General features: G+C 66.9%; 18 protein-coding genes. 11 read left to right on the top strand and 7 right to left on the bottom strand.

Annotated elements, in window-relative coordinates; genetic code table 11:
• The first annotated feature begins 127 nt into the window (after positions 1-127).
• Both alaS and H7H34_RS14660 read left to right on the top strand, forming a co-directional pair.
• Positions 128-2809 carry an alanine--tRNA ligase gene (alaS, locus tag H7H34_RS14665; RefSeq protein ID WP_120267296.1) on the top strand — a complete coding sequence of 894 codons (2682 nt, stop codon included), beginning with the start codon at positions 128-130 and terminating at the stop codon, positions 2807-2809.
• Between the two features lie 109 nt (positions 2810-2918).
• Positions 2919-4316 carry a cyclic nucleotide-gated ion channel gene (locus H7H34_RS14660; protein WP_209006230.1) on the top strand — a complete coding sequence of 466 codons (1398 nt, stop codon included), beginning with the start codon at positions 2919-2921 and terminating at the stop codon, positions 4314-4316.
• 37 nt (positions 4317-4353) lie between these two features.
• Here H7H34_RS14660 and H7H34_RS14655 read toward each other — a convergent pair whose 3' ends face one another.
• The 4 genes from H7H34_RS14655 to H7H34_RS14640 all read right to left on the bottom strand — a co-directional run bounded on the left by H7H34_RS14655 (position 4354) and on the right by H7H34_RS14640 (position 8416).
• On the bottom strand, positions 4354-5571 hold the full coding sequence (locus tag H7H34_RS14655; protein ID WP_185925603.1) for a GNAT family N-acetyltransferase: 1218 nt from the start codon (positions 5569-5571) through the stop codon (positions 4354-4356).
• A 4-nt stretch (positions 5572-5575) separates the two neighbouring features.
• On the bottom strand, positions 5576-6445 hold the full coding sequence (locus tag H7H34_RS14650) for a cupin-like domain-containing protein (protein WP_185925602.1): 870 nt from the start codon (positions 6443-6445) through the stop codon (positions 5576-5578).
• Positions 6446-6572: 127 nt separating this feature from the next.
• Positions 6573-7019: a hypothetical protein gene (locus H7H34_RS14645; protein WP_185925601.1), complete on the bottom strand. Its 447-nt coding sequence runs from the start codon at positions 7017-7019 to the stop codon at positions 6573-6575.
• A gap of 182 nt (positions 7020-7201) precedes the next feature.
• The gene (locus tag H7H34_RS14640; protein ID WP_120267300.1) at positions 7202-8416 is read right to left on the bottom strand and encodes an NADP-dependent isocitrate dehydrogenase; all 1215 of its coding nucleotides are present in this window, start codon (positions 8414-8416) and stop codon (positions 7202-7204) included.
• Between the two features lie 261 nt (positions 8417-8677).
• Between H7H34_RS14640 and H7H34_RS23745 the strand changes: the two genes are divergently transcribed.
• Both H7H34_RS23745 and H7H34_RS14630 read left to right on the top strand, forming a co-directional pair.
• Complete coding sequence (locus tag H7H34_RS23745) at positions 8678-9247, top strand: putative pterin-binding protein (RefSeq protein ID WP_185925600.1); 570 nt, start codon at positions 8678-8680, stop codon at positions 9245-9247.
• A gap of 103 nt (positions 9248-9350) precedes the next feature.
• Positions 9351-10775: a sensor histidine kinase gene (locus H7H34_RS14630; protein ID WP_120267302.1), complete on the top strand. Its 1425-nt coding sequence runs from the start codon at positions 9351-9353 to the stop codon at positions 10773-10775.
• 75 nt (positions 10776-10850) lie between these two features.
• On the opposite strand, the gene H7H34_RS14625 is transcribed toward H7H34_RS14630, so the two are convergent.
• Entirely contained in the window at positions 10851-11420 is a 570-nt protein-coding gene (locus H7H34_RS14625) for an HdeD family acid-resistance protein (RefSeq protein WP_120267303.1), read from the bottom strand.
• 237 nt (positions 11421-11657) lie between these two features.
• Here H7H34_RS14625 and H7H34_RS14620 point away from each other — a divergent pair, with 237 nt between their 5' ends.
• The 7 genes from H7H34_RS14620 to H7H34_RS14590 all read left to right on the top strand — a co-directional run bounded on the left by H7H34_RS14620 (position 11658) and on the right by H7H34_RS14590 (position 19679).
• Positions 11658-12443 carry an RNA methyltransferase gene (locus H7H34_RS14620; protein ID WP_185925599.1) on the top strand — a complete coding sequence of 262 codons (786 nt, stop codon included), beginning with the start codon at positions 11658-11660 and terminating at the stop codon, positions 12441-12443.
• A gap of 46 nt (positions 12444-12489) precedes the next feature.
• Entirely contained in the window at positions 12490-13311 is an 822-nt protein-coding gene (gene murI, locus H7H34_RS14615; protein WP_185925598.1) for a glutamate racemase, read from the top strand.
• A gap of 195 nt (positions 13312-13506) precedes the next feature.
• Positions 13507-14124: a 30S ribosomal protein S4 gene (rpsD, locus tag H7H34_RS14610; protein ID WP_067216920.1), complete on the top strand. Its 618-nt coding sequence runs from the start codon at positions 13507-13509 to the stop codon at positions 14122-14124.
• Between the two features lie 187 nt (positions 14125-14311).
• A complete protein-coding gene (locus tag H7H34_RS23470; protein ID WP_185925597.1) occupies positions 14312-15283 on the top strand; it encodes an MBL fold metallo-hydrolase in 972 nt (323 codons plus the stop codon).
• Between the two features lie 182 nt (positions 15284-15465).
• Complete coding sequence (locus tag H7H34_RS14600; RefSeq protein ID WP_185925596.1) at positions 15466-17262, top strand: diguanylate cyclase; 1797 nt, start codon at positions 15466-15468, stop codon at positions 17260-17262.
• 113 nt (positions 17263-17375) lie between these two features.
• Complete coding sequence (ttcA, locus tag H7H34_RS14595; protein WP_067334804.1) at positions 17376-18308, top strand: tRNA 2-thiocytidine(32) synthetase TtcA; 933 nt, start codon at positions 17376-17378, stop codon at positions 18306-18308.
• 102 nt (positions 18309-18410) lie between these two features.
• On the top strand, positions 18411-19679 hold the full coding sequence (locus H7H34_RS14590) for an Hsp70 family protein (RefSeq protein WP_185925595.1): 1269 nt from the start codon (positions 18411-18413) through the stop codon (positions 19677-19679).
• 15 nt (positions 19680-19694) lie between these two features.
• Here H7H34_RS14590 and H7H34_RS14585 read toward each other — a convergent pair whose 3' ends face one another.
• The gene (locus tag H7H34_RS14585; protein WP_120267310.1) at positions 19695-19979 is read right to left on the bottom strand and encodes an antitermination protein; all 285 of its coding nucleotides are present in this window, start codon (positions 19977-19979) and stop codon (positions 19695-19697) included.
• Between the two features lie 199 nt (positions 19980-20178).
• A complete protein-coding gene (gene grxD, locus H7H34_RS14580; RefSeq protein ID WP_120267311.1) occupies positions 20179-20511 on the bottom strand; it encodes a Grx4 family monothiol glutaredoxin in 333 nt (110 codons plus the stop codon).
• Between the last annotated feature and the right edge of the window lie 46 nt (positions 20512-20557).

Below are 20557 nucleotides of genomic sequence, written 5' to 3'. Positions count from 1 at the left end.
CGCTGGACTTGCTGTCGCCACAAAGCTAAAAGCGGGCACAAGAACGAAGACAGGCGCGCTCCCCCTTCCGGACCATTCGAAGACCGCGGGACAGGCGGGCAGGCGCGGCGCAACGGATGGGATCCTGATGAGCGGCGTAAACGAAATCCGGTCTGCCTTTCTCGAGTATTTCGGGCGCAACGGTCATGAGATCGTGGCATCCGGCCCGCTTGTGCCGCGCAACGACCCGACCCTGATGTTCACCAATGCGGGCATGGTGCCGTTCAAGAACGTCTTCACCGGTCTGGAGAAGCGCGACTACCAGCGCGCGACAACCGCGCAGAAATGCGTGCGCGCCGGCGGCAAGCACAACGACCTCGACAATGTCGGCTACACCGCTCGCCATCACACCTTCTTCGAAATGCTGGGGAATTTCTCCTTCGGCGATTATTTCAAGGACCGGGCCATCGAGCTCGCTTGGAACCTGATCACCAAGGAGTTCGCGCTGCCGAAGGACCGGCTGCTGGTGACGGTCTATGCCGAGGACGACGAGGCCTTCTCGCTGTGGAAGAAGATCGCCGGCCTGTCCGAGGACAAGATCATCCGCATCCCGACCTCGGACAATTTCTGGGCGATGGGCGACACCGGCCCCTGCGGCCCGTGCTCGGAGATCTTCTACGATCACGGCGACCACATCTGGGGCGGTCCTCCGGGCTCGCCGGAAGAGGATGGCGACCGGTTCATCGAGATCTGGAACCTCGTCTTCATGCAGTACGAGCAGCTGCCGGGCGAGCGCATCAACCTGCCGCGGCCGTCCATCGACACCGGCATGGGGCTGGAGCGCGTTGCCGCCGTGCTGCAGGGCGTGCATGACAACTACGACATCGACCTGTTCCGCGCGCTGATCTCGGCCTCGGAAAACGCGGTCGGCGTCGAGGCTGAGGGCGCGCAGCGCGCCAGCCACCGGGTCATCGCCGATCACCTGCGTTCCGCCAGCTTCCTGATCGCCGACGGCGTTCTGCCCTCGAATGAGGGCCGCGGTTACGTCCTGCGCCGGATTATGCGCCGCGCCATGCGCCATGCGCATCTGCTGGGGGCCGAGGAACCGCTGATGTGGCGCCTGGTGCCGACTCTGGTGCGCGAGATGGGCCGGGCCTATCCGGAGCTGACTCGCGCCGAGGCCCTGATCACCGAGACGCTGAAGCTCGAGGAGCGGCGCTTCCGCAAGACGCTGGCCCGCGGCCTCACTCTCCTCGACGATGCCAGCGCCGGCCTTGGCGAGGGCGCCGAGTTCGACGGGGAGACGGCGTTCAAGCTCTACGACACCTACGGCTTCCCGCTCGATCTGACGCAGGACGCGCTGCGCGCACGCGGCGTTAGCGTCGATCTCGAGGCCTTCAACACCGCGATGGAGCGCCAGCGTGCCGAGGCGCGTGCCGCCTGGTCCGGCTCCGGCGAGGCGGCCACCGACACGGTGTGGTTCACGCTGAAGGAGCGTTGCGGCGCGACCGATTTCCTCGGCTACGACACCGAGACCGCCGAGGGCGTCGTCACCGCCATGGTGCGCGACGGCGGCGAGGCGATGGAGCTGAAGGAAGGCGAGACCGGTTTCGTCGTGCTCAACCAGACGCCGTTCTACGGCGAGTCCGGCGGCCAGGTCGGCGACACGGGCCGCATGCGCGGCGAGGGCGGTGTCGAGCTGGAAGTCACCGACACCCAGAAGAAGGCGGATGGCCTCTTCGTCCACGAGGTGCGCGTGCTCTCCGGCAAGGTGACCATCGGCCTGCCGCTGGAACTCCTGGTCGATGCGGCACGCCGCGGCTCGATCCGCGCCAACCACTCGGCGACCCATCTGGTGCACGAGGCGCTGCGCGAGGTCCTCGGCACCCATGTGGCGCAGAAGGGCTCGCTGGTGAGCCCGGAGCGGCTGCGCTTCGACTTCTCCCATCCCAAGCCGATGTCGGCGGAGGAACTGGCCGAGGTCGAGGAGATCGCAAACCAGATCGTGCTGCAGAACGCTCCCGTCGAAACCCGCCTGATGGGCGTCGACGAGGCGATCGAGGAGGGCGCGATGGCGCTCTTCGGCGAGAAATACGGCGATGAGGTTCGCGTGGTCTCGATGGGCCGGGCGCTGCGCGGCGACAAGGCCGGCAAGACCTACTCGGCGGAACTGTGCGGCGGCACTCATGTGTCGCGCACCGGCGATATCGGTCTCGTCACGCTGGTGACCGAGGGCGCCGTTGCCTCCGGTGTGCGCCGTATCGAGGCGCTGACCGGCGCGGCTGCCCGCCGTCATCTGGCCGGGCAGGATGCGCGGGTGCGCGAGATCGCTTCGGTGCTGAAGTCGGGCCAGGCGGATGTCACCGAGCGCGTTGCCGCGCTGGTTGAGGAAAAGCGTCGGCTGGAGCGTGAACTTGCCGACACGCGCAAGAAGCTCGCCATGGGCGGCGGCGGCGCGGGCGACGCGGACAAGGGCCTGCGGGAGATCGGCGGCATCAAGCTGATGGCGCGCATCGTCGAAGGGCTGAACCCCAAGGATCTCAAGGGCCTTGCCGACGAGGCCAAGGGCCAGATCGGCTCGGGCATCGTCGTGCTGGTCAACGCCTCGGAAGACAACAAGGCGGCGATCGTCGTCGGTGTCACGGGCGACCTGACCGACCGGTTCAACGCGGTCGATCTGGTGAAGGTCGGCTCCGAGGTCCTGGGCGGGCGTGGCGGCGGCGGCCGTCCGGACATGGCGCAGGCCGGCGGCTCCGATGCCTCCCAGGCCGAGGCGGCAGTCACGGCAATTGCTCAGGCGCTGGAGAATGCAGCGCCGGCCCAGGCCTGACGCGATGACAGCGGGTCGCGATCCTCTTTCCAAAGAGGCTGGCGACCCGTCGCATGTCGCGGCCGACCGCCGGCGTTCCGCCGATGCGGCTCCCGCACAAAAGGGGCTGGTGGCCCGGCTTCACCGGCGGCTTTACCGCTGGCTGGAGCTGGGGGCGGCCGGCGACCGTCAGGGGCGCTGGTTCGACCGGCTGCTGATCCTTCTGGTTCTGGCGGCCGTCGCCTTGGTGGCGCTGGAGACGGTTCCCTCGCTGTCGTCGGAATGGGGCGACAGTTTCGCGCTGGCCGAGTTCGTGATCGGCGCGGCCTTCCTTGCCGAATATCTCGCCCGATTGTGGGTGGCGGACCTGCATCCGCCCTATCGGAACGACACGCCCGCCGTGGCGCGGCTGCGCTATGCGCTGCAGCCGGCCGCCATCGTCGACCTGCTGGCGGTCCTGCCCTTTCTCATGGGCATCCTTCTCGTTCCCGCCGATTTCAAGGTGATGGTGATCCTGCGGCTCGCCCGTTTCTTCAAGCTGGCGCGCTACTCGCCGGCGCTGCGCTCGCTGGCCAATGCGCTGCTGTCGGAGCGCCACGCCATCGGCGCCAGCCTGCTGATCATCTTCGGCGTGGTGATGCTGGCGGCGACCGCCATGTACATGGTCGAGCGCGAGGTGCAGCCTCAGGCTTTCGGCACGATTCCCGACGCGGTCTGGTGGGCGATGACCACGGTCACGACGGTCGGATATGGCGACGTGGTTCCGGTGACCCCGGCGGGCAAGATGCTGGGCGGGGTGGTGATGCTGCTCGGCTACGGGCTGCTGGCCTTGCCGGTCGGCATCGTCGCGACCGCCTTCGCGCGGGAGATCCATTCGCGCGATTTCGCCGTGAGCTGGGGCATGGTCGCCCGGGTACCGCTGTTCCAGGACCTGCGGGCGGCGGATATCGCGGAGATCGCCCGCCTGCTGCGCGGCCAGTCCGTGGCGGCCGGCCAGGTGATCAGCCGGCGCGGGGATCTCGCCAGCAGCATGTTCTTCGTCGCCTCGGGCCTCATCGAGGTGACGATGGGCCAGACCCGCGCCCATCTGGAAGAGGGCGGCTTTTTCGGCGAAATGGCGGTTCTGGGCGAGCGGCGGCGCTCGGCCACGGTGACGGCCATGAGCGATGCGCAGCTGATGGTGCTGGAAGCGCAGGACCTGCGGGCGCTGATGGCCCGCAAGCCGGACCTGGCCCACCGCATCCTCGACGAGGTTCGCCGCCGGCACGATATTCCTCGCGGCGATATCGTCGAGGAGGAGATCGCTGAAGCCGCCGAGATGGAGCCTCTCGAAGAGAGCGCGGACGTCGGAGACGAGGCGTTTGCGGAGACGGGCGAAACCCCGCCGGATGCGATGGCCGACACGGAGACGCTGCCGGACCTCTTTGCTGGACTGCCGGACGAGCAAGACGCCGAGAATGGCGGCGGCGAGACGGAGGAGGCCAGGCCGGACGATGGTGCCTCCGGCGCAGGGCCCGACAAACGCTGAGCTGCAGTCCGGCGCGAAGGCGTGTTCTCTCCGGGGGCTACAGGGGGCAGCCGAGCAGCAGGATCCAGGCGCGTCTGCCGACGCCGTTTTGCACGTCCCGGCCGCGGCCGATGGCGGCGGCGATCAGGCTCTTGGCCCGGCGCACGGTCCGGGCGAGGGCGGGCCGGTGCCGGAGCCAGAGGCGCAGGGCGATCCGCGCGCGGCAGGCCGCAAGACAGGCCGCGCCGCGCAGGGTCGCGGGAACGCCGAGCGTCTTGATCACGCGATGGCGGCCGCCGAAGCGGTCCTTGTAGCCATAGCTGCCAGCGCCGAAGTCGTAGAGCGCAAAGCCGTGGCGTCTGCCCCATTCGATCTCGAGGATCGTGGCGATCAGGCCGGGCGAGTGCTTGCGATAGGGGCCTTCGTCGAGCGAGCACAGGACGCCCGTGAGGACGCCCTGATGACACAGGCAGTAGCTGGTCGCCAGCCATGTGTCGCCGACCCGCAAGCCGAGCAGCAGGACCCGCCCGTCCTTGCATCCGCTCATCGCCAGGCGGCGGTAATGGGCGAAGACCGCCGGATCCTGGAAGAGGTCGGGAATGCCCTGGGCCGACATGCGCTTCCGGCGCTGGCGGGCCATGACGCCGAGGATCTGGTCGATCTCGCAAGCGGTCGTGGCTTCGACGATCTCGAAGCCCGGCAGCTTTTCCAGCCGCGTGCGCTGCTTTGCCATCTTCGGATAGACGGAGTGGTTCCTCTGCGCCCGCTCCAGGCTGTCCGGGTCGAGCTCGATGCGCGAGGCACCTTCCCCGATCTCGATGAGCCGGCCGTCGGTCCACAGCGGATTCGGCACGCCGCGATATTCGCGGATCACTTTGGAAAACAGCAGGATATCGTGCGGCGGCAGCGCGGCGGCGAAGGCCTGGCGCATGGCGGCAAAGCTCTGCGGATCGGTGCAGGCCTTCGGATCGACCAGCGGAAAGTGATAGTCGACGATGCCGTAGTCGAGAAATTCGAGGCGCTGCACGCCGAAAACCGTGTCGGCGAGCAGCGGCACGATCATCAAGGGGGCGCCCGTCTGCCCGTCGTCGATCGCGATATAAAGCGGCGCGCCCGGTCGCTCGGGCGTCAGCCCGTCCTCCATGGAGCGGGCGAAATCGAGGCTGAGGAAGCCGGTCGTGCAGCCGCTTTCCTCCAGCCTCGTCCATCGCTCGACGAGGCCGGGATCGTGGATGGTATCGAAGCGACGGGCGACCGGCCGGCCGGCATGCGCCATGGGGTCAGCCTCCCTTGGCGGACTGGAGCAGGCGCTTGGCAAGGCCGGACTTGCGGCAGGCATAGCCGAAGGCCGCCTTGCCCCAGAAGCCGGCGCCGCTGGTGGCGCGCGAACGCGGCCGCAGGCCAAGGCCATGGCGCAGCACGCCATTGGCATAGTTGACCGCGAAATGCCGGCGGGTCTTCGGCGTGTGGTACTCCACCGTCGCCGACACGTTGAGGCTGTCGGCATTGACGACCCGGTGCGGCCAGTTCAGCGGCCAGAACAGGGCGGTGCCCGGCGTCAGGTCGATGACCGTTGCAGCCTCGTCGTAGGCGGGGTCGTAGCTGATCTCCTCGGCGGTGACTGCTGTCACCACGCGCTCCAGTTCCTCCGGCTTCAGATAGGGTTCGTGGCCGGGATAGAGCCAGATGCGCTTTTCGCCGCGGATGTGGATCAGCCCCTGGCCCGGCACGTCGGCATGGTAGTAGACGCGGGCGCGGGGCGAGGAAATCAGGATGCCGATCTGGCGGCTGTAGCTGGCCGGGCCCGGTATGGCCGCGTCGATCTGGTCCATGATGTCGTCGATCAGCGCCTGGTAGCGCGCATCGCGCCCGCCGACATGGCCGATATTCACCCACAGCGCGCCGCTGCGCACCGCATCGAACAGGCCCTGCGGGTCATCGGGGGAGATGTCGCTCGCCCGCCAGCGGCTCTTGTCCTCGACGCTGGTGTCCATCGTGGCGATCTCGCGCACGGCGTCCGGGTTGTTGGCGACGAGCTCGGTCAGGGCCTCGTCCGAGAACAGCGGGTTGTCAGGGAGTTCGTGCGTGACGCGGACGATCTCCCTGTCCCAGATCTCCGTGATGTTTTCCGGCAATCCGAGTTTCGTCATTGCTCCCCTCTCCAGCTACGACTTTCGTACAAGATGCCGCGCACAGGTGAAGATGGGTTCAATCCGGCAGATTGGGCCACGGATATCACGTCAATTTATCGTGTTGGTAAACAAGGACTTGTCGCGCTTACGGCAGCAGACCTTGCGGGATGTTGCGATAGAGCGGGTTGCCGTCCCAGAAGGCGTCGGTCGGGCCGACGGCATAATCGACGATGTTCCAGCGGCCATTGGCGCGCACTAGAAGAGCGAAGGTGCGCAGGCCGTCCATGTACTCCGCGTCCTCGCCATAGATCGTCTTGGCCGGGTCGATCTGCGCGCCGCCGGGGTGCTGCGGGTCGAGAATGGCGAAGGCCCAGTCGCCGGAGACCTGCAGGCGATCCACCACGAACTGCACCGGACCGCCGACGCGCACCTCGACCAGCGGCCGGACCGCATCCATCAGCGCAGCCCGCTCTGGCGTGCCGCGGGCCGGTTCGTAGGCGCCTTGCGCGGTGGCGGGGAGGGGAAGGGCAAGGGCGACGAGGGTGAGGATGGCAGCGGCCAGGCGGGCAAGCGAGGGAGTGCGAGCAATCATCGGGACAAGGACTCCTGACGGGAATGATGAAGCCATGCTAGCGGGTTAGGCGCCTCACGTCGCGGTCCGCATGCCGGGCAACCCGGCAAAACACCTCTGAAAATGCAAAAAGACGCCCGCAAGGGGCGCCTTTCGCGAAGTCGCCGGCAGCCCGTCGTTCGGGCTGCCGGTCAGGCGGCTGCTCAGGCAGCCATCGCCTTCTTCAGGTTCTCGTCGATCTTGTCGAGGAAACCGTTGGTGGTCAGCCACTTCTGGTCCGGGCCGACGAGCAGCGCCAGGTCCTTGGTCATGTGACCGGACTCGACGGTGTCGATGCAGACCTTCTCCAGGGTCGCGGCGAAGTTCGCCAGCTCCTTGTTGTCGTCGAGCTTGGCACGGTGGGCAAGGCCACGGGTCCAGGCGAAGATCGACGCGATCGGGTTGGTCGAGGTCTCCTCGCCGCGCTGGTGCTGGCGGTAGTGACGGGTCACGGTGCCGTGGGCGGCTTCCGCTTCCACAGTCTGGCCGTCCGGCGTCATCAGGACCGAGGTCATGAGGCCAAGCGAGCCGAAGCCCTGGGCAACGATGTCGGACTGGACGTCGCCGTCGTAGTTCTTGCAGGCCCAGACGTAGCCGCCCGACCACTTCAGCGCGGCGGCGACCATGTCGTCGATCAGGCGGTGCTCGTACCAGATCTTCTTGGCTTCGAAGGCCGACTTGAACTCGGCGTCGTACACTTCCTGGAAGATATCCTTGAAGCGCCCGTCATAGGCCTTGAGGATGGTGTTCTTGGTCGACAGGTAGCACGGCACGCTGCGCTGCAGGGCGTAGTTCATCGAAGCGCGGGCAAAATCGCGGATCGAATCGTCGAGGTTGTACATCGCCATGGCGACGCCGGAGGAGGGGGCGTCGAACACTTCGTGCTCGATGGTGGTGCCGTCCTCGCCGACGAACTTGACCGTCAGCTTGCCCTTGCCCGGGAACTTGAAGTCGGTGGCGCGGTACTGGTCGCCGAAGGCGTGACGGCCGACGATGATCGGCTGGGTCCAGCCCGGCACCAGGCGCGGGACGTTCTGCATGATGATCGGCTCGCGGAAGATCACGCCGCCGAGGATGTTGCGGATCGTGCCGTTCGGCGAACGCCACATCTTCTTGAGGTTGAATTCCTCGACGCGGGCCTCGTCCGGGGTGATCGTGGCGCACTTCACGCCGACGCCGTACTTCTTGATGGCATTGGCCGCGTCGACGGTGATCTGGTCATCCGTCTCGTCGCGCTTCTCGATCGAAAGGTCGTAGTACTTCAGGTCGATGTCGAGATAGGGATGGATCAGCTTGTCCTTGATGAACTGCCAGATGATCCTGGTCATCTCGTCGCCGTCGAGTTCGACGACCGGATTGACTACCTTAATCTTCGCCATGTGCAGATGACCTCGCGTCTTGGGTGGCTTGCGCGTGTGATGCGCCGATACGTCCGGCCCTGCCGGGCGCCTGCCGTTGCCGGTTGGCGCCGCCGGACGCAGGGACCGCGCGGCCCCTATAGCAAAGGGCCGGCAAAACGGAAAGCCAGCCATTCGTCAATCGTGCGCCGTGCGGCTGGAAACCATATCAAGCGATGCAACCTTCTACGGCTTGCGAGAAGTGCCTATTCGTCGCATATCTCCTTGTCAAAGATTCGGAGGGTGACGGTGCAAGTGGACCGGATACAGGGACCGAGGAACGGCTGGATCGCTGCCGGCCGCAAGGGTCTGAGCCGTCTCGTCGCGGCGCTCGGGCTCCTGGCCGGCCTCGTGCTGCTGCCTGGCCTTGGCGCAGCGCGCGCTCACGACCAGACGCTGCTTGTCGTGAGCGGGGCGATCGAGGGCGGGGGACCGGTCAGCTTCACCCGCGGTGAGCTGATGGCGCTCGGCATGAAGTCGATCACCACCGAAACGCCCTGGATGGCCGAGGAAACCCTGTTCGAAGGACCGCTGCTTCGCGACCTGCTGGAGCGGGTGGGCGCGCAGGGCGACCGGATCGAGGCGGTGGCGCTCAACAACTACCGGGTCGAGATCCCGATTTCCGACGCGGCCGGCTATGACGTGATTCTGGCCATGCGGGTGGACGGCAAGGACATGAGCATCCGCGACCGCGGGCCGCTCTGGCTGATCTATCCCTGGTCGGGTCACGACGAGCTGCGCCAGGAGCTCTACTACTCCCGTGCGATCTGGCAGATCCGCGAAATCATAGTAGTGGATTCACGATCTCGATAGTTCTGGTTGAAATCAGCCTTTCCTCGCCTGTTTCCCGGCTGTAAGCTTCACGACTGGCCCTGCGTCATGCGCGGGCGAGCGAGACGGGAGCGAGACGGCGGCCATGGATCTCAGCGCAAGATGGGTGCGGACGCTTTACGTGTTTCTGATGATCGGGGTCACCATCATCAGCGCGTCGCTTTTCTTCGTGGTCTCGACGCTCAATCGCCAGAACAGCGAGGACCGCTCCGAATACCGTCAGAGCCTGATCTGGTACACGGCCCAGCTGGGGGTCGAGTATCAGGACCTGATGCACGCGCTCAACAAGATGATCGTCCATGACGGCGGCGCGCTCAACAGCCAGGAAGTGACCTCGCGGTTCGACATCCTGTGGAGCCGTGCCATGCGGCTCGACGAGGGCGAGGCAGGTCATGAGCTGGTGCGGGTCAACGGCTCGGTGCCGTTGATGGGCGAGCTGGAGGCGGTGCTGCGCGCCGCCGATCCCCTGATGCCGTCCATCGCCGCGGGTGATGTCCTGGCCGCGCGCAAGCTGCGCAGCGACTTCCTCGGTCTGCAGGCGACCATCGATTCGTTCCGCTCCGCCGTTTACCGCCTGCAGCTTGATGCCGCCTCGCGCCAGCGGGCGGCGCTGAAGCGCACGGTGGACCTGGTGCTGGCGCTGATCGTCGGCCTGCTGGTTGCCGGTGTGTCCATGGGGTTGCTGCTGCTGCGCGACCGCAGCCGGCTGATGCGGCTGCAGACGCAGCTGGAGAAGCGCGTGGCCGAGCGCACCAGCGAATTGGCGCAGGCCAATGCCGACCTTCTTGCCGCCAATGAGCGGCTGACCCAGTTCAACAATCTCGCCTCGCACGACCTCAAGGAGCCGGTGCGCAAGATCACCGTGTTCAGCGACCTGCTGCTGGAGGGCGTCGCCAACAAGGACCGCGAGACCATCGATTACGCGGCCAATGTGATGAAGGCCTCGGCCGGGCGGGCGAAGACGCTGATCTCCAACCTGCTGAACTATTCGGCGGCCTCCGATCGCGAACTGTCGCATGAAGCGGTGCCTCTGGAGCAGCTGGTCGAGCGCGTCCGCGACAGCCTGTCCGAGCTGATCCGCGAGAACGGGGCTCAGGTCGTGCTGCATCACCCCGATGCGGTGCTCTCGGGCGATGCGGTATTCCTGGAGCAGCTGTTCCAGAACCTGATCGGCAATGCCATCAAGTTCAGTCATCCCGACCGGCCGCCGGTCGTTGAGGTGCTGGCAGAACGGCTCGGCAACGGGGCGACCGCCGGCATCGTCATCCGCGACAATGGCATCGGCTTCGACATGCAGCACAAGGCGCAGGTGTTCGAACCCTTCCGCCGGCTGCATTCTCGCGACCGCTATGCCGGCACCGGCATGGGCCTTGCCATCTGCCAGGCGATTGCCCGCCGCCACGGCTGGGACATCGATGCGGTGAGCGAGCCGGGTCGCGGCTCGGAGTTCCGCATCGACTTCATGCCCGGCGTGGCGCGCCTGCCGAACATGGTGGAGGCCGCCGAATAACCGCTCTTGGCGGCTTGTCGGCGACCTCCCGGTCCTCATCTCACTTCGTTCCGTCTGGTTCCGGCCTCTGCCGTCTCAGGACGAGAGGCGCTTGCCGATCGTGCGTGCGGCGAGCGCAATCGCGATGAAGCTCCAGCCGTTGATCAGCACGGAGACGCCGGCGAGCAGTCCGAGCACCCAGACGGCGGAGGAGGGGAACTCGAACCAGATGCACAGGCCGGCGAGCACCGAGATGATGCCGGCGAACATCACCCAGCCCCAGCCGTCATGCGGACGGACCTTCAGCGCCAGCAGCACCTGGGCAATGCCCTGCGCGAGCAGGATCGCGGCGACGACCAGCGTCAGCGCGGCCGCGCCCACCATCGGATTGACATAGACGGCGATGCCGCCGGCCAGCGCGATGGCGCCGGTCGCGATGTTCCAGATGAAGCCGCCCCAGCCGGGAACGGAAAAGGCGTGCCAGATCTGCACCGCGCCGGCGATGGCGAAGACGATGGCGATGACCAGTGTCACGGCGATGGAGCTGGCGAGCGGCAGCGCGATCATCAGCATGCCGCCGATGAGAAGCACGATCCCGAGGGCGAGGAACCAGCCCCACTTCTGGCGGACGGCTTCGGTGATGGGCAGGGAGGGGGCGTCGGTCATGGCGGGATCCTGTCGTGGGATGCGCAAAAAGAGGCGGGGCATGGCCCTGCCGTCGGCGGAGCGCGGGAAGATGCGGGGGCGGGGCGCGTGCGAGAGCCCTGCCGGCGGGCATTTTCGCTCCGAAAGTGTGACGTTATCGCAAGCGGGGGGAGGCTTCGACGGAATTTTTGCCCTTGCCGGCGGAGGAGGGCCGGCAAGCGCTGGAAAAGCCGGACAATCTGGGATATCTCGCGCGCCATGACACGCAACGCCACCATCGACCCGGCGGCCAGGGTCCTCGACCTGCCCCCGCCCTGCATCATCCTGTGCGAGCCGCAGCTCGGCGAGAACATCGGCACGGCTGCCCGCGCCATGGCCAATTTCGGCCTGCGCGACCTGCGCCTGGTCAATCCGCGCGACGGCTGGCCGAGCGAGAAGGCACGGGCGGCGGCCAGCCGCGCCGACCACGTGATCGAGGCCGTGCAGGTGTTCGACAGCGTCGAGGCGGCGATTGCCGATCTCGGCTTCGTCTTCGCCACCACGGCGCGCTCGCGCGAGATCGCCAAGCCGGTGCGCGGGCCCGACGAGGCGGCCGTGACGACGACCCGGCTCGGCGCAAGCGGCACCCGCACCGGCTATCTCTTCGGCCGCGAGCGCTGGGGCCTCAACAACGACGAGGTGGCGCTTGCCGACGAGATCGTCACCCTGCCGGTCGACCCGGACTTCGCCTCGCTGAACATCGCACAGGCCGTCCTGGTCTGCGCCTACGAGTGGCGGCTGAAGGCGAATGACGGGGCGCTGCCCTTCCGTCTCGACGAGGAGCAGAACCCCCCGGCCAGCAAGGAAGACCTCGTGCGCCTGTTCGAGCATCTGGAAGGCGCGCTCGACACGGTGAACTTCTTCCGCCCGGTGGAGAAGCGCCCGTCGATCGTCCGCAACCTGCGCAACATCCTTCAAAAAGCCTCACTCACCGATCAGGAAGTGAAGACCCTGCGCGGGGTGGTGGCGGCGCTCGAAGGCCGCTCGACCCGCCCGCGGGGCTGACGGCGCGGGCAAATTGGCCCGCCCGTGTCCTGATCCGGGGGAAGGCATGGCGGAACCGGCTCCGGTCCTCGTTTTCGACAGCGGCATCGGCGGCATCACGGTCGCCCGCGAGATCCGGCGGCTGATGCCGGGCCTGCCGCTGGTCTATGCGGCGGACGATGCCGGCTTTCCCTATGGCGCCTGGCAGGCCGAGGCGCTCACCCTCCACTGCACCGATGTGGTGACACGGCTTGCCGGCGAGCTGCGCCCGGCGGCGGTGGTCATTGCCTGCAACACGGCCTCGACCCTGGTCCTGCCGCCCTTGCGGGCTGCTCTCGACATACCCGTCGTCGGCACCGTGCCGGCGATCAAGCCGGCGGCGGAGCGCACGCGCTCGGGCCTCGTCAGCGTGCTGGCAACGCCTGGCACGGTCACGCGCGACTACACGTTCGACCTGATCCACCGCTTCGCGCCGGATGTTGCGATCACTTTGGTGGGGGCGCGGCAGCTTGCCGGCCTTGCCGAGGAGGCCTTGCTGCGCGGGCATCTCGATCCGGCGGTTCTGGCGGCCGAGATCGCTCCCTGTTTCGTGGAAAAGAACGGCCGGCGCACCGATGTGGTGGTGCTTGCCTGCACGCATTTCCCGCTGCTGGCGCCGCGCATGGCGCAGATCGCGCCGTGGCCGGTGGACTGGCTCGATCCGGCGCCCGCCATCGCCCGGCGCCTGCGCGACGTTCTGCTCGCCAGCGGGGCGGCGACCGGCGAGGGGGGCGCTGGCGCGCCGGCGCGGGCGCTTGCCACCTCGGGCCGCGACCTGTCTGCGGTGCTGGAGCTGCTTTCGGCGGAAACGCTGGCGATTTCCGGCCAGGAGGCGGCATCGAGCGTTTGACTCGAAGACGGCTTTGGAGTAGGCATCCTCTCGCTTTGCGGGCCCAGTCGGCCCGCTTTGCATTTCACGCTACCGTGGAGCCCCGCGCCGGCGCTGTTGGCCGGGGATCCTGTCGCCTGATTTTCCAATTACGGGAAATGAGGAGAGGAGGTCGCGTTTCCTTGCAAGAATGCAAACACAACGAGGGAACCGCGCATGTCGAAGCGCCATGGTGTAAAGTACAAGATTGACCGCCGGATGGGCGAAAACATCTGGGGTCGTCCGAAGTCTCCGGCCAACCGCCGCGAGTACGGCCCGGGCCAGCACGGCCAGCGCCGCAAGGGCAAGCTCTCCGACTTCGGCGTGCAGCTGCGCGCCAAGCAGAAGCTCAAGGGCTACTACGGCAACATCTCCGAGAAGCAGTTCCACAAGATCTACGTGGAAGCCTCGCGGATGAAGGGTGACACCTCGGAGAACCTGATCGGCCTGCTCGAGCGCCGTCTCGACGCGGTGATCTACCGCGCGAAGTTCGTTCCGACCGTCTTCGCCGCCCGCCAGTTCATCAACCACGGTCACGTCAAGGTCAACGGCCGCCGCGTCAACATCGCGAGCTACCGTTGCAACCCGGGCGACCTGATCGAGGTTCGCGAGAAGTCGCGTCAGCTCGTCACCGTGCTCGAGTCAGTCCAGCTGGCGGAGCGCGATGTGCCGGACTACGTCACCGCCGACCACAGCAAGATGACCGCGACCTTCTCGCGCGTCCCGACGCTGAGCGACGTGCCGTACCCGGTTCAGATGGAGCCGAACCTCATCGTCGAGTTCTACTCGCGTTGATTTTTTGACAAGGACCGCCAGGCCTTTGAGGGGCGCGCCATCGGCGCGCCCCTTTGTTTTTACGCCCAGTGTTTTCCGCGCGGGGTGATTCCCTTCTCCATCACTCCCGGCATCCGCATCCGCATCCGCTTTCGGCTTTTCATATTCCTTGGTTCGAATATGATGTCGAAAAATGGGAGGATGCGCCGTGAGCTTTTCAAGACGTGCATTTCTGGGCGGCGGACTGGCCGCGCCGGCAACGCTTCGCACCGGACTGATTCTGACCGGCGCAGGGCTGGCTGTTCCAATGGCCGCCACACGCGCCCGGGCGGAGCCGAAGGCGCATTCCTTCCAGCTCGGCGACAGCGAGATCATCGTGCTCAGCGACGGCGGGCTGTCGCTGCCGGCCTCGACGGTTGCTTCCAACGTGCCGGAGGCCGAGCGCTCTGCCTTCCTGCAGGCGAATGGCGATGATCCGAATACACGGGCCAGCGCGCTCAACATCACGCTGATCCGCCGGGGCGATGCCCTGGTGCTGGTCGATACGGGCGCGGGGATGAACTTCTTCGAGACCGCCGGCCAGCTCGCCGACAGCTTCGACGAGGCCGGGATCGACCGCGAGGCGGTGACGCATGTGGTGTTGACCCATGGGCATCCCGATCACGTGTGGGGAATCATCGACGATTTCGACGAGAGCGAGCGCTTCCCCAATGCCCGCTATCTGATCGGCGCGGCGGAATGGGATTTCTGGATGGATCCGGATTTCATCTCCGGCAATCCGGAAGAGCTGCATTCCTTCGCGCTCGGCGCGCAGCGCAATCTCGGTGCGGTGGCGGAAAAGACCGAGCGCGTCGGTGCGGACCACGCCGTCGTATCGGGTGTGACGATGATCGCGACGCCGGGCCACACGCCGGGCCACATGTCGGTTCTGGTGGAGGATGGCGGACAGCAGCTGCTGGTGCTGGGCGATGCGCTGACGCATCCGGCGGTGTCCTTCGCGCGGCCCGACTGGCAGCCGAGCACCGACCAGCTGCCGGAGGTTGCGGCGGCAACGCGCAAGCAGCTGCTCGACCGGGCGGCGACCGACGAGCTGTTGCTCATCGGCTACCACCTGCCCTGGCCGGGCGTCGGCCGGGCGGAGGCCAAGGACGGCGCCTGGCGCTACGTTCCCGCCTCTTGAGATCGACAGGCCGGAGCGCCGTGCCGCTCCGGCCTGTGATCGTTCTGCCGCTCGCGGCGAAAAAAGCTTCCGATTGCTGCCGAAATCGCCAGGAACGGCCCTTGGGGGGCGATCGGCGGTTTTTCGGTTAGACTGCTGGTGCTATGGCGAGATCCCGTGTCGCCAGCCTCCCGGTACGTCCCATGAAGATCAGCACCATCACCAATCTGGCCTATGCGGTGACGCTCCTGCTCACTGCCCTGTCCGGAATTGCCTTCATCGTGTCCGACCGCATGGCCGCGGCCGAGCGGCGCTCGGTGGAAGTGCACATGGCGCTGAACGATCTCGGCGCGCAGCTGGAGGTCGACGCCGAGTTGCGCACCGACGAGGCGCGGCTTTACGTGATGCGGGACGATCCGGCGCATCTGGCGGTCTTCGAGCGGGTGAACGAAGAGGAGCACCGGTTCGAGGCGCTGGCGCGCCACGCCGGAAGCCTCGGGGCGAGCGGCGAGGAATTGGAGCTGCTGGAGCGGATCGCGGCGACCGTCGATCGGCTGGAGGAGATCGAGACAACCGCCGTCGAGACCTACCGCTCGGGCAACGTGCAGGCTGCGCGCGATGCCTTGTTCGGCGACGAGCACTACAGCCAGCATGTGCGCCTGGTCGGCGATGTGGAGCGCTTCCGCACCATGGTGGACCAGCGCACCGGCCTCGAGCTTCAGCGGGCGCAGATCTGGGCCGACTGGCTGGGCATGATCGCCCGCGTTCTCCTTGCGCTTACGGCGGTGGTGTTCCTCGCCGTGCTCTATTTCGTGCTGCGGCGGAGGGTCTCCGTGCCGCTCACCCAGATGACCGGCATCGTCAAGCGGCTGGCGACCCAGGACTTCGCCGTCGAGGTGCCGCATGACGGGCGCAGCGACGAGATCGGCGAGCTGACCTCGGCGATCCGTGTCTTCCGGGAAAACGGACTGGAGCGCGAGCGGCTCGACGCCGAGCGTCGCCGCGACCTGAAGATGAAGGACCTGATCCTGCAGATGATGCACCGGATGCAGGCCTGCCAGAGGGTGCCGGAGATCGCCGAGGTGGTGGGGCGGTTCTCGCCGCAGATCTTCCCCGAGCTCGGCGGCGCCCTGTTCGTGCGCAATGAAGCCAACACCGAATTGTCCCGGCTGGGGGCCTGGCAGCTGCCGGACGAGATGGCGGCGAACTTCAGCCCGGAAGAGTGCTGGGGCCTGCGCCGCGGCCAGCCGCATCACAGCACCAGCAAGCATGATGACGTGGAGTGCCGGCATCTGGCGAAGGCATCCGACTCGATCCTGTGCATTCCCTTGAGCGCCCATGGCGACACGCTCGGCCTGCTGTCCTTTGCCGACGTGTCGGGCAATCCGGGGACGATCCGCGAGTATCAGGCCTATCTCGGCATGATCGGCGAAAACGTCGCGCTGGCGGTGGCCAACCTGCAGCTGCGCGAGCGCTTGACCCGGCTGGCGGTGCGCGATCCGCTGACCGGCCTGCTCAACCGCCGGTCCCTCGACGAGGCGCTGGCGTGCTGGGCGCGCGAGGAGGGGGAGCCGGAGCTGACCTGCTTCGTGATCGATATCGACCACTTCAAGCGGTTCAACGACGAGTTCGGTCACGATGCGGGCGACACGGTGCTGCAGACCGTGGGCGGCATTCTCACCGACATCGTCAGCGACCGGGGCGTGTGCTATCGCTTCGGCGGCGAGGAGTTCGCGGTGCTGCTGCCGAAGGTCTCGAAGGAGGAGGCTTACCGGATCGCCGAGCACATCCGCACGCGCATGGCAACGCTGACGCTCTCCCATGCCGGGCGGATCCTCGGCACCATTACCGTGTCCATCGGCATGGCCGACAATCGCGGCGGCAAGAGCGTGGACACGGTGCGCAGCCGTGCCGATGCCGCGCTGTTCGCGGCCAAGGCGTCGGGCCGCAACCAGACCCTCGGCGACGAGAGTGTGGCTCTGCCCGCCGGCGAAGCCTGAGGCGCGGTTGGAGAGAGCCGTCGCGGCTTTCCGCTTGGCGCGGAGGGCGCAAGGCGCTATTCCAGCGGGATCATCGACACCTTTCTGACAGCCAGCCGGGGCGCTCGCGAGCCATGAACGACCTTGCCGACAGTGTGGAGAGCGACGTTCCCGCGCTCTATCGCAACGCGCCGTCCTCGGTCGGCTTCAAGAAGCTGCGCAAGCGGCTGCTGCGCGAGACGCGCGAGACCATCGCCCGCCACGCCATGGTGGAGGCGAGCGGCGAGCGGCCGCGCTGGCTCGTCTGCCTGTCGGGCGGCAAGGACAGCTACACGCTGCTGGCCGTCCTGCTGGAGCTGCAGTGGCGCGGGCTGCTGCCGGTGGATCTGCTCGCCTGCAATCTCGACCAGGGCCAGCCGGGCTTCCCCTCGCATATCCTGCCTCAGTTCCTGAGCGAAAACGGTATCCCGCACCGGATCGTGCGGCAGGACACCTATTCCATCGTCACCTCGAAGATCCCGGAAGGGCGCACCTATTGCTCGCTCTGTTCGCGGCTGCGCCGGGGCCTGCTCTACCGCACGGCGCGGGAGGAGGGGTGTCAGGCGGTGGTGCTGGGCCATCACCGCGAGGATGCGCTGGAGACCCTGTTCATGAACCTCTTCCACGGCGGGCGGCTGTCGTCCATGCCGGCGAAGCTGGTCAATGACGAGGGCGACCTGATGGTCCTGCGGCCGCTGATCGCCTGCGCGGAGGACGACATCGCGCGCTTTGCCCGCGCGATGGAGTTCCCGATCATCCCGTGCGACCTGTGCGGCAGCCAGGACGGGCTGCAGCGTGCTGAGGTCAAGCGCATGCTGCAGGGCTGGGAGCAGGAGAGCCCCGGCCGCCTTGCCACCATGGCCAAGGCGCTGACGCAGGTTCGTCCCTCGCATCTGCATGACATCCAGCTGTTCGATTTCGCCGGTATACGTCCTGGTGCCGCCGATGCGGCAGCGCCCGGCGGCGAGGCGGAGGAGCCCTGCGCTGCCGGCCTTGCCATGACGCGGACGCTGTTCGCCGCCGAATAATCGATCCTTCCAGACCGCTGCCCGCGCCGGGAGGACCGCCTCCCGGCCGCGGCTTTCTTTTGCGTCCGTCGCGGCGCGACACGACACGACCCGGAACCGACCATGACCAGCCTTCGCCCTTGCGGCATCGACTTCGGCACCTCCAACTCCACCGCCTCGCTCCTCCAGGGGGACGGCACGGCGCGGCTGTTGCCGCTGGAGGGGGACAGCGTCGTGCTGCCGAGCACGATCTTCTTCTCCTTCGAGGATGCGCATGTGCGCTTCGGGCGCGATGCGGTCTCCACCTATGTGGAAGGCATCGAGGGACGCCTGATGCGGGCGCTGAAAAGCGTGCTCGGCTCCAGCACCATGTCCGAGAAGACGACGATCCGGGCGCAGCGCTGGACCTTCGGCGAGATCATCGGTCTCTACCTGGCGCAGGTGAAGCACCGGGCCGAGCAGGCCGCCGGCCATGCCTTCGAGGAGGTGGTGCTCGGCCGTCCCGTGCGCTTCGTCGACGAGAACGACGAGGCCGACAAGCGGGCCGAGGCGGAGCTGGAGGCCATTGCCCGCAAGGTCGGGTTTACCTCCGTCGCCTTCCAGTTCGAGCCGATCGCCGCCGCGCTCGACTATGAGCGCGCGGTGACGCGCGAGGAGCTGGCGGTGATCGTCGACCTTGGCGGCGGTACCTCGGATTTTGCGGTGGTGCGCGTGTCGCCGGAGCGGCGGGCGAAGACGGATCGGCGCGAGGACATTCTCGCCAGCACCGGCATTCACATCGGCGGCACGGATTTCGACCGGCTGCTCAGCCTTGCCCGGGTGATGCCGGAACTCGGCTACGGCACGCCCTCGCGCGACCCGCGCCGCGACCTGCCGAACTGGGCCTATTTCGAGCTCGCCACCTGGCACCGGATCAACTTCCTCTACGCCCCGCAGATCGACACGCGGCTGAAGGACCTGCGGCAGGATGCGGCCCGGCCGGAGCTGGTCGACCGGCTGATGTCGGTGGTGTCGGAGCGGCAGGGCCATGCGCTGGCCGGCGCGGTGGAGGCCGCCAAGATCGCGCTGTCGCACGAGGAGCTCTACCGGCTTGCGTTCCCGCTGCGTGGCGGCGCGCTCGATGTGGACGTGTCGCGGTCCGATCTGATCGAGGCGATCAGCCAGGCGGTTGCGGGCGTGGAAGGGGCGTTGTCGGGGTGCTTGGCACAGGCGGGCGTTGCGGCCGGGGATATCTCCTCGGTGTTCCTGACCGGCGGCTCGGCGTCGGTGCCCTTTGTGCGGGAGCGGCTGACCGGCTTGCTGCCGGGCGCAAGGGTGGTGCAGGGCGACGTGTTCGGCAGCGTCGGGGCGGGTCTCGCCCTCGACGCTGCACGCAAATACGGATCGGGCTGAACTGCGGGGAAGCGGCTACGATCCGTTGCTGGCGGTGGTCAGGCCGTGGTCGGACCCGGCGGGCTGGTTGCGCACCAGGATGACGAGAGCTGCGGAGGCTTCGGCGGCACCCTTTGCCGCAACGCCCCCATGGGCGCGGCAGGTGTCGGCGTCGCTGAGGCCGTTGGCTGACGGGGCGAAGACGGTGAGGTTCACGCAGGAGATACGGCGCAGGCCTGCATCCGATTCCTGCGCCATGGTCGCAAGACCGAGACCCAGGCTGAGGGCGATACCGGCAACGGCAAGCTTTGCGATGCGCATCTGTCGTTCCTTTCGGTGACGGGAACCCCTGTTCAACCGAGGACTAGCACCCTCTCACTGATCCTAGCCTGAAATGCGTGTTCATCTGGCATTCATCGTGAGTGATTCGGCAAAATTTGCCTAGCTGACAATTTTTGCAAAAAGAAAGGGCGGATCGACTTCGATCCGCCCTTTATTAACTCTTTATTAACCTGTTTGATCAGGCGGACTGACGGGTCGAGATGCCCTTTTCAGCGAAATGCGACTGCAGTTCCTGGTTCTGGAACATCTCGCGCACGATGTCGCAGCCGCCGAGGAACTCGCCCTTCACGTAGAGCTGGGGAATGGTCGGCCACTGGGAGAACTCCTTGATCCCCTGGCGCAGCTCGTCGTCCTCCAGCACGTTGATGCCCTTGTAGGGCACGCCGACGTAATCGAGGATCTGTACGACCTGACCGGAGAACCCGCACTGCGGGAAGGTCGGAGTGCCCTTCATGAACAGCACGACGTCGTTGGTGTCGACCTCGTTCTTGATCCACTGCTGAATGCTCATGTCACTGTCCTTTCGTTCTGCCGGGTCAAGGTCCGGCGACCGTGGA

The sequence above is a fragment of the Stappia sp. 28M-7 genome (assembly GCF_014252955.1).
Taxonomy (GTDB): Bacteria; Pseudomonadota; Alphaproteobacteria; order Rhizobiales; family Stappiaceae; genus Stappia.
The sequence above is the reverse complement of the archived record's forward strand: the minus strand, read 5'-3'. Positions and strand labels throughout refer to the sequence as shown.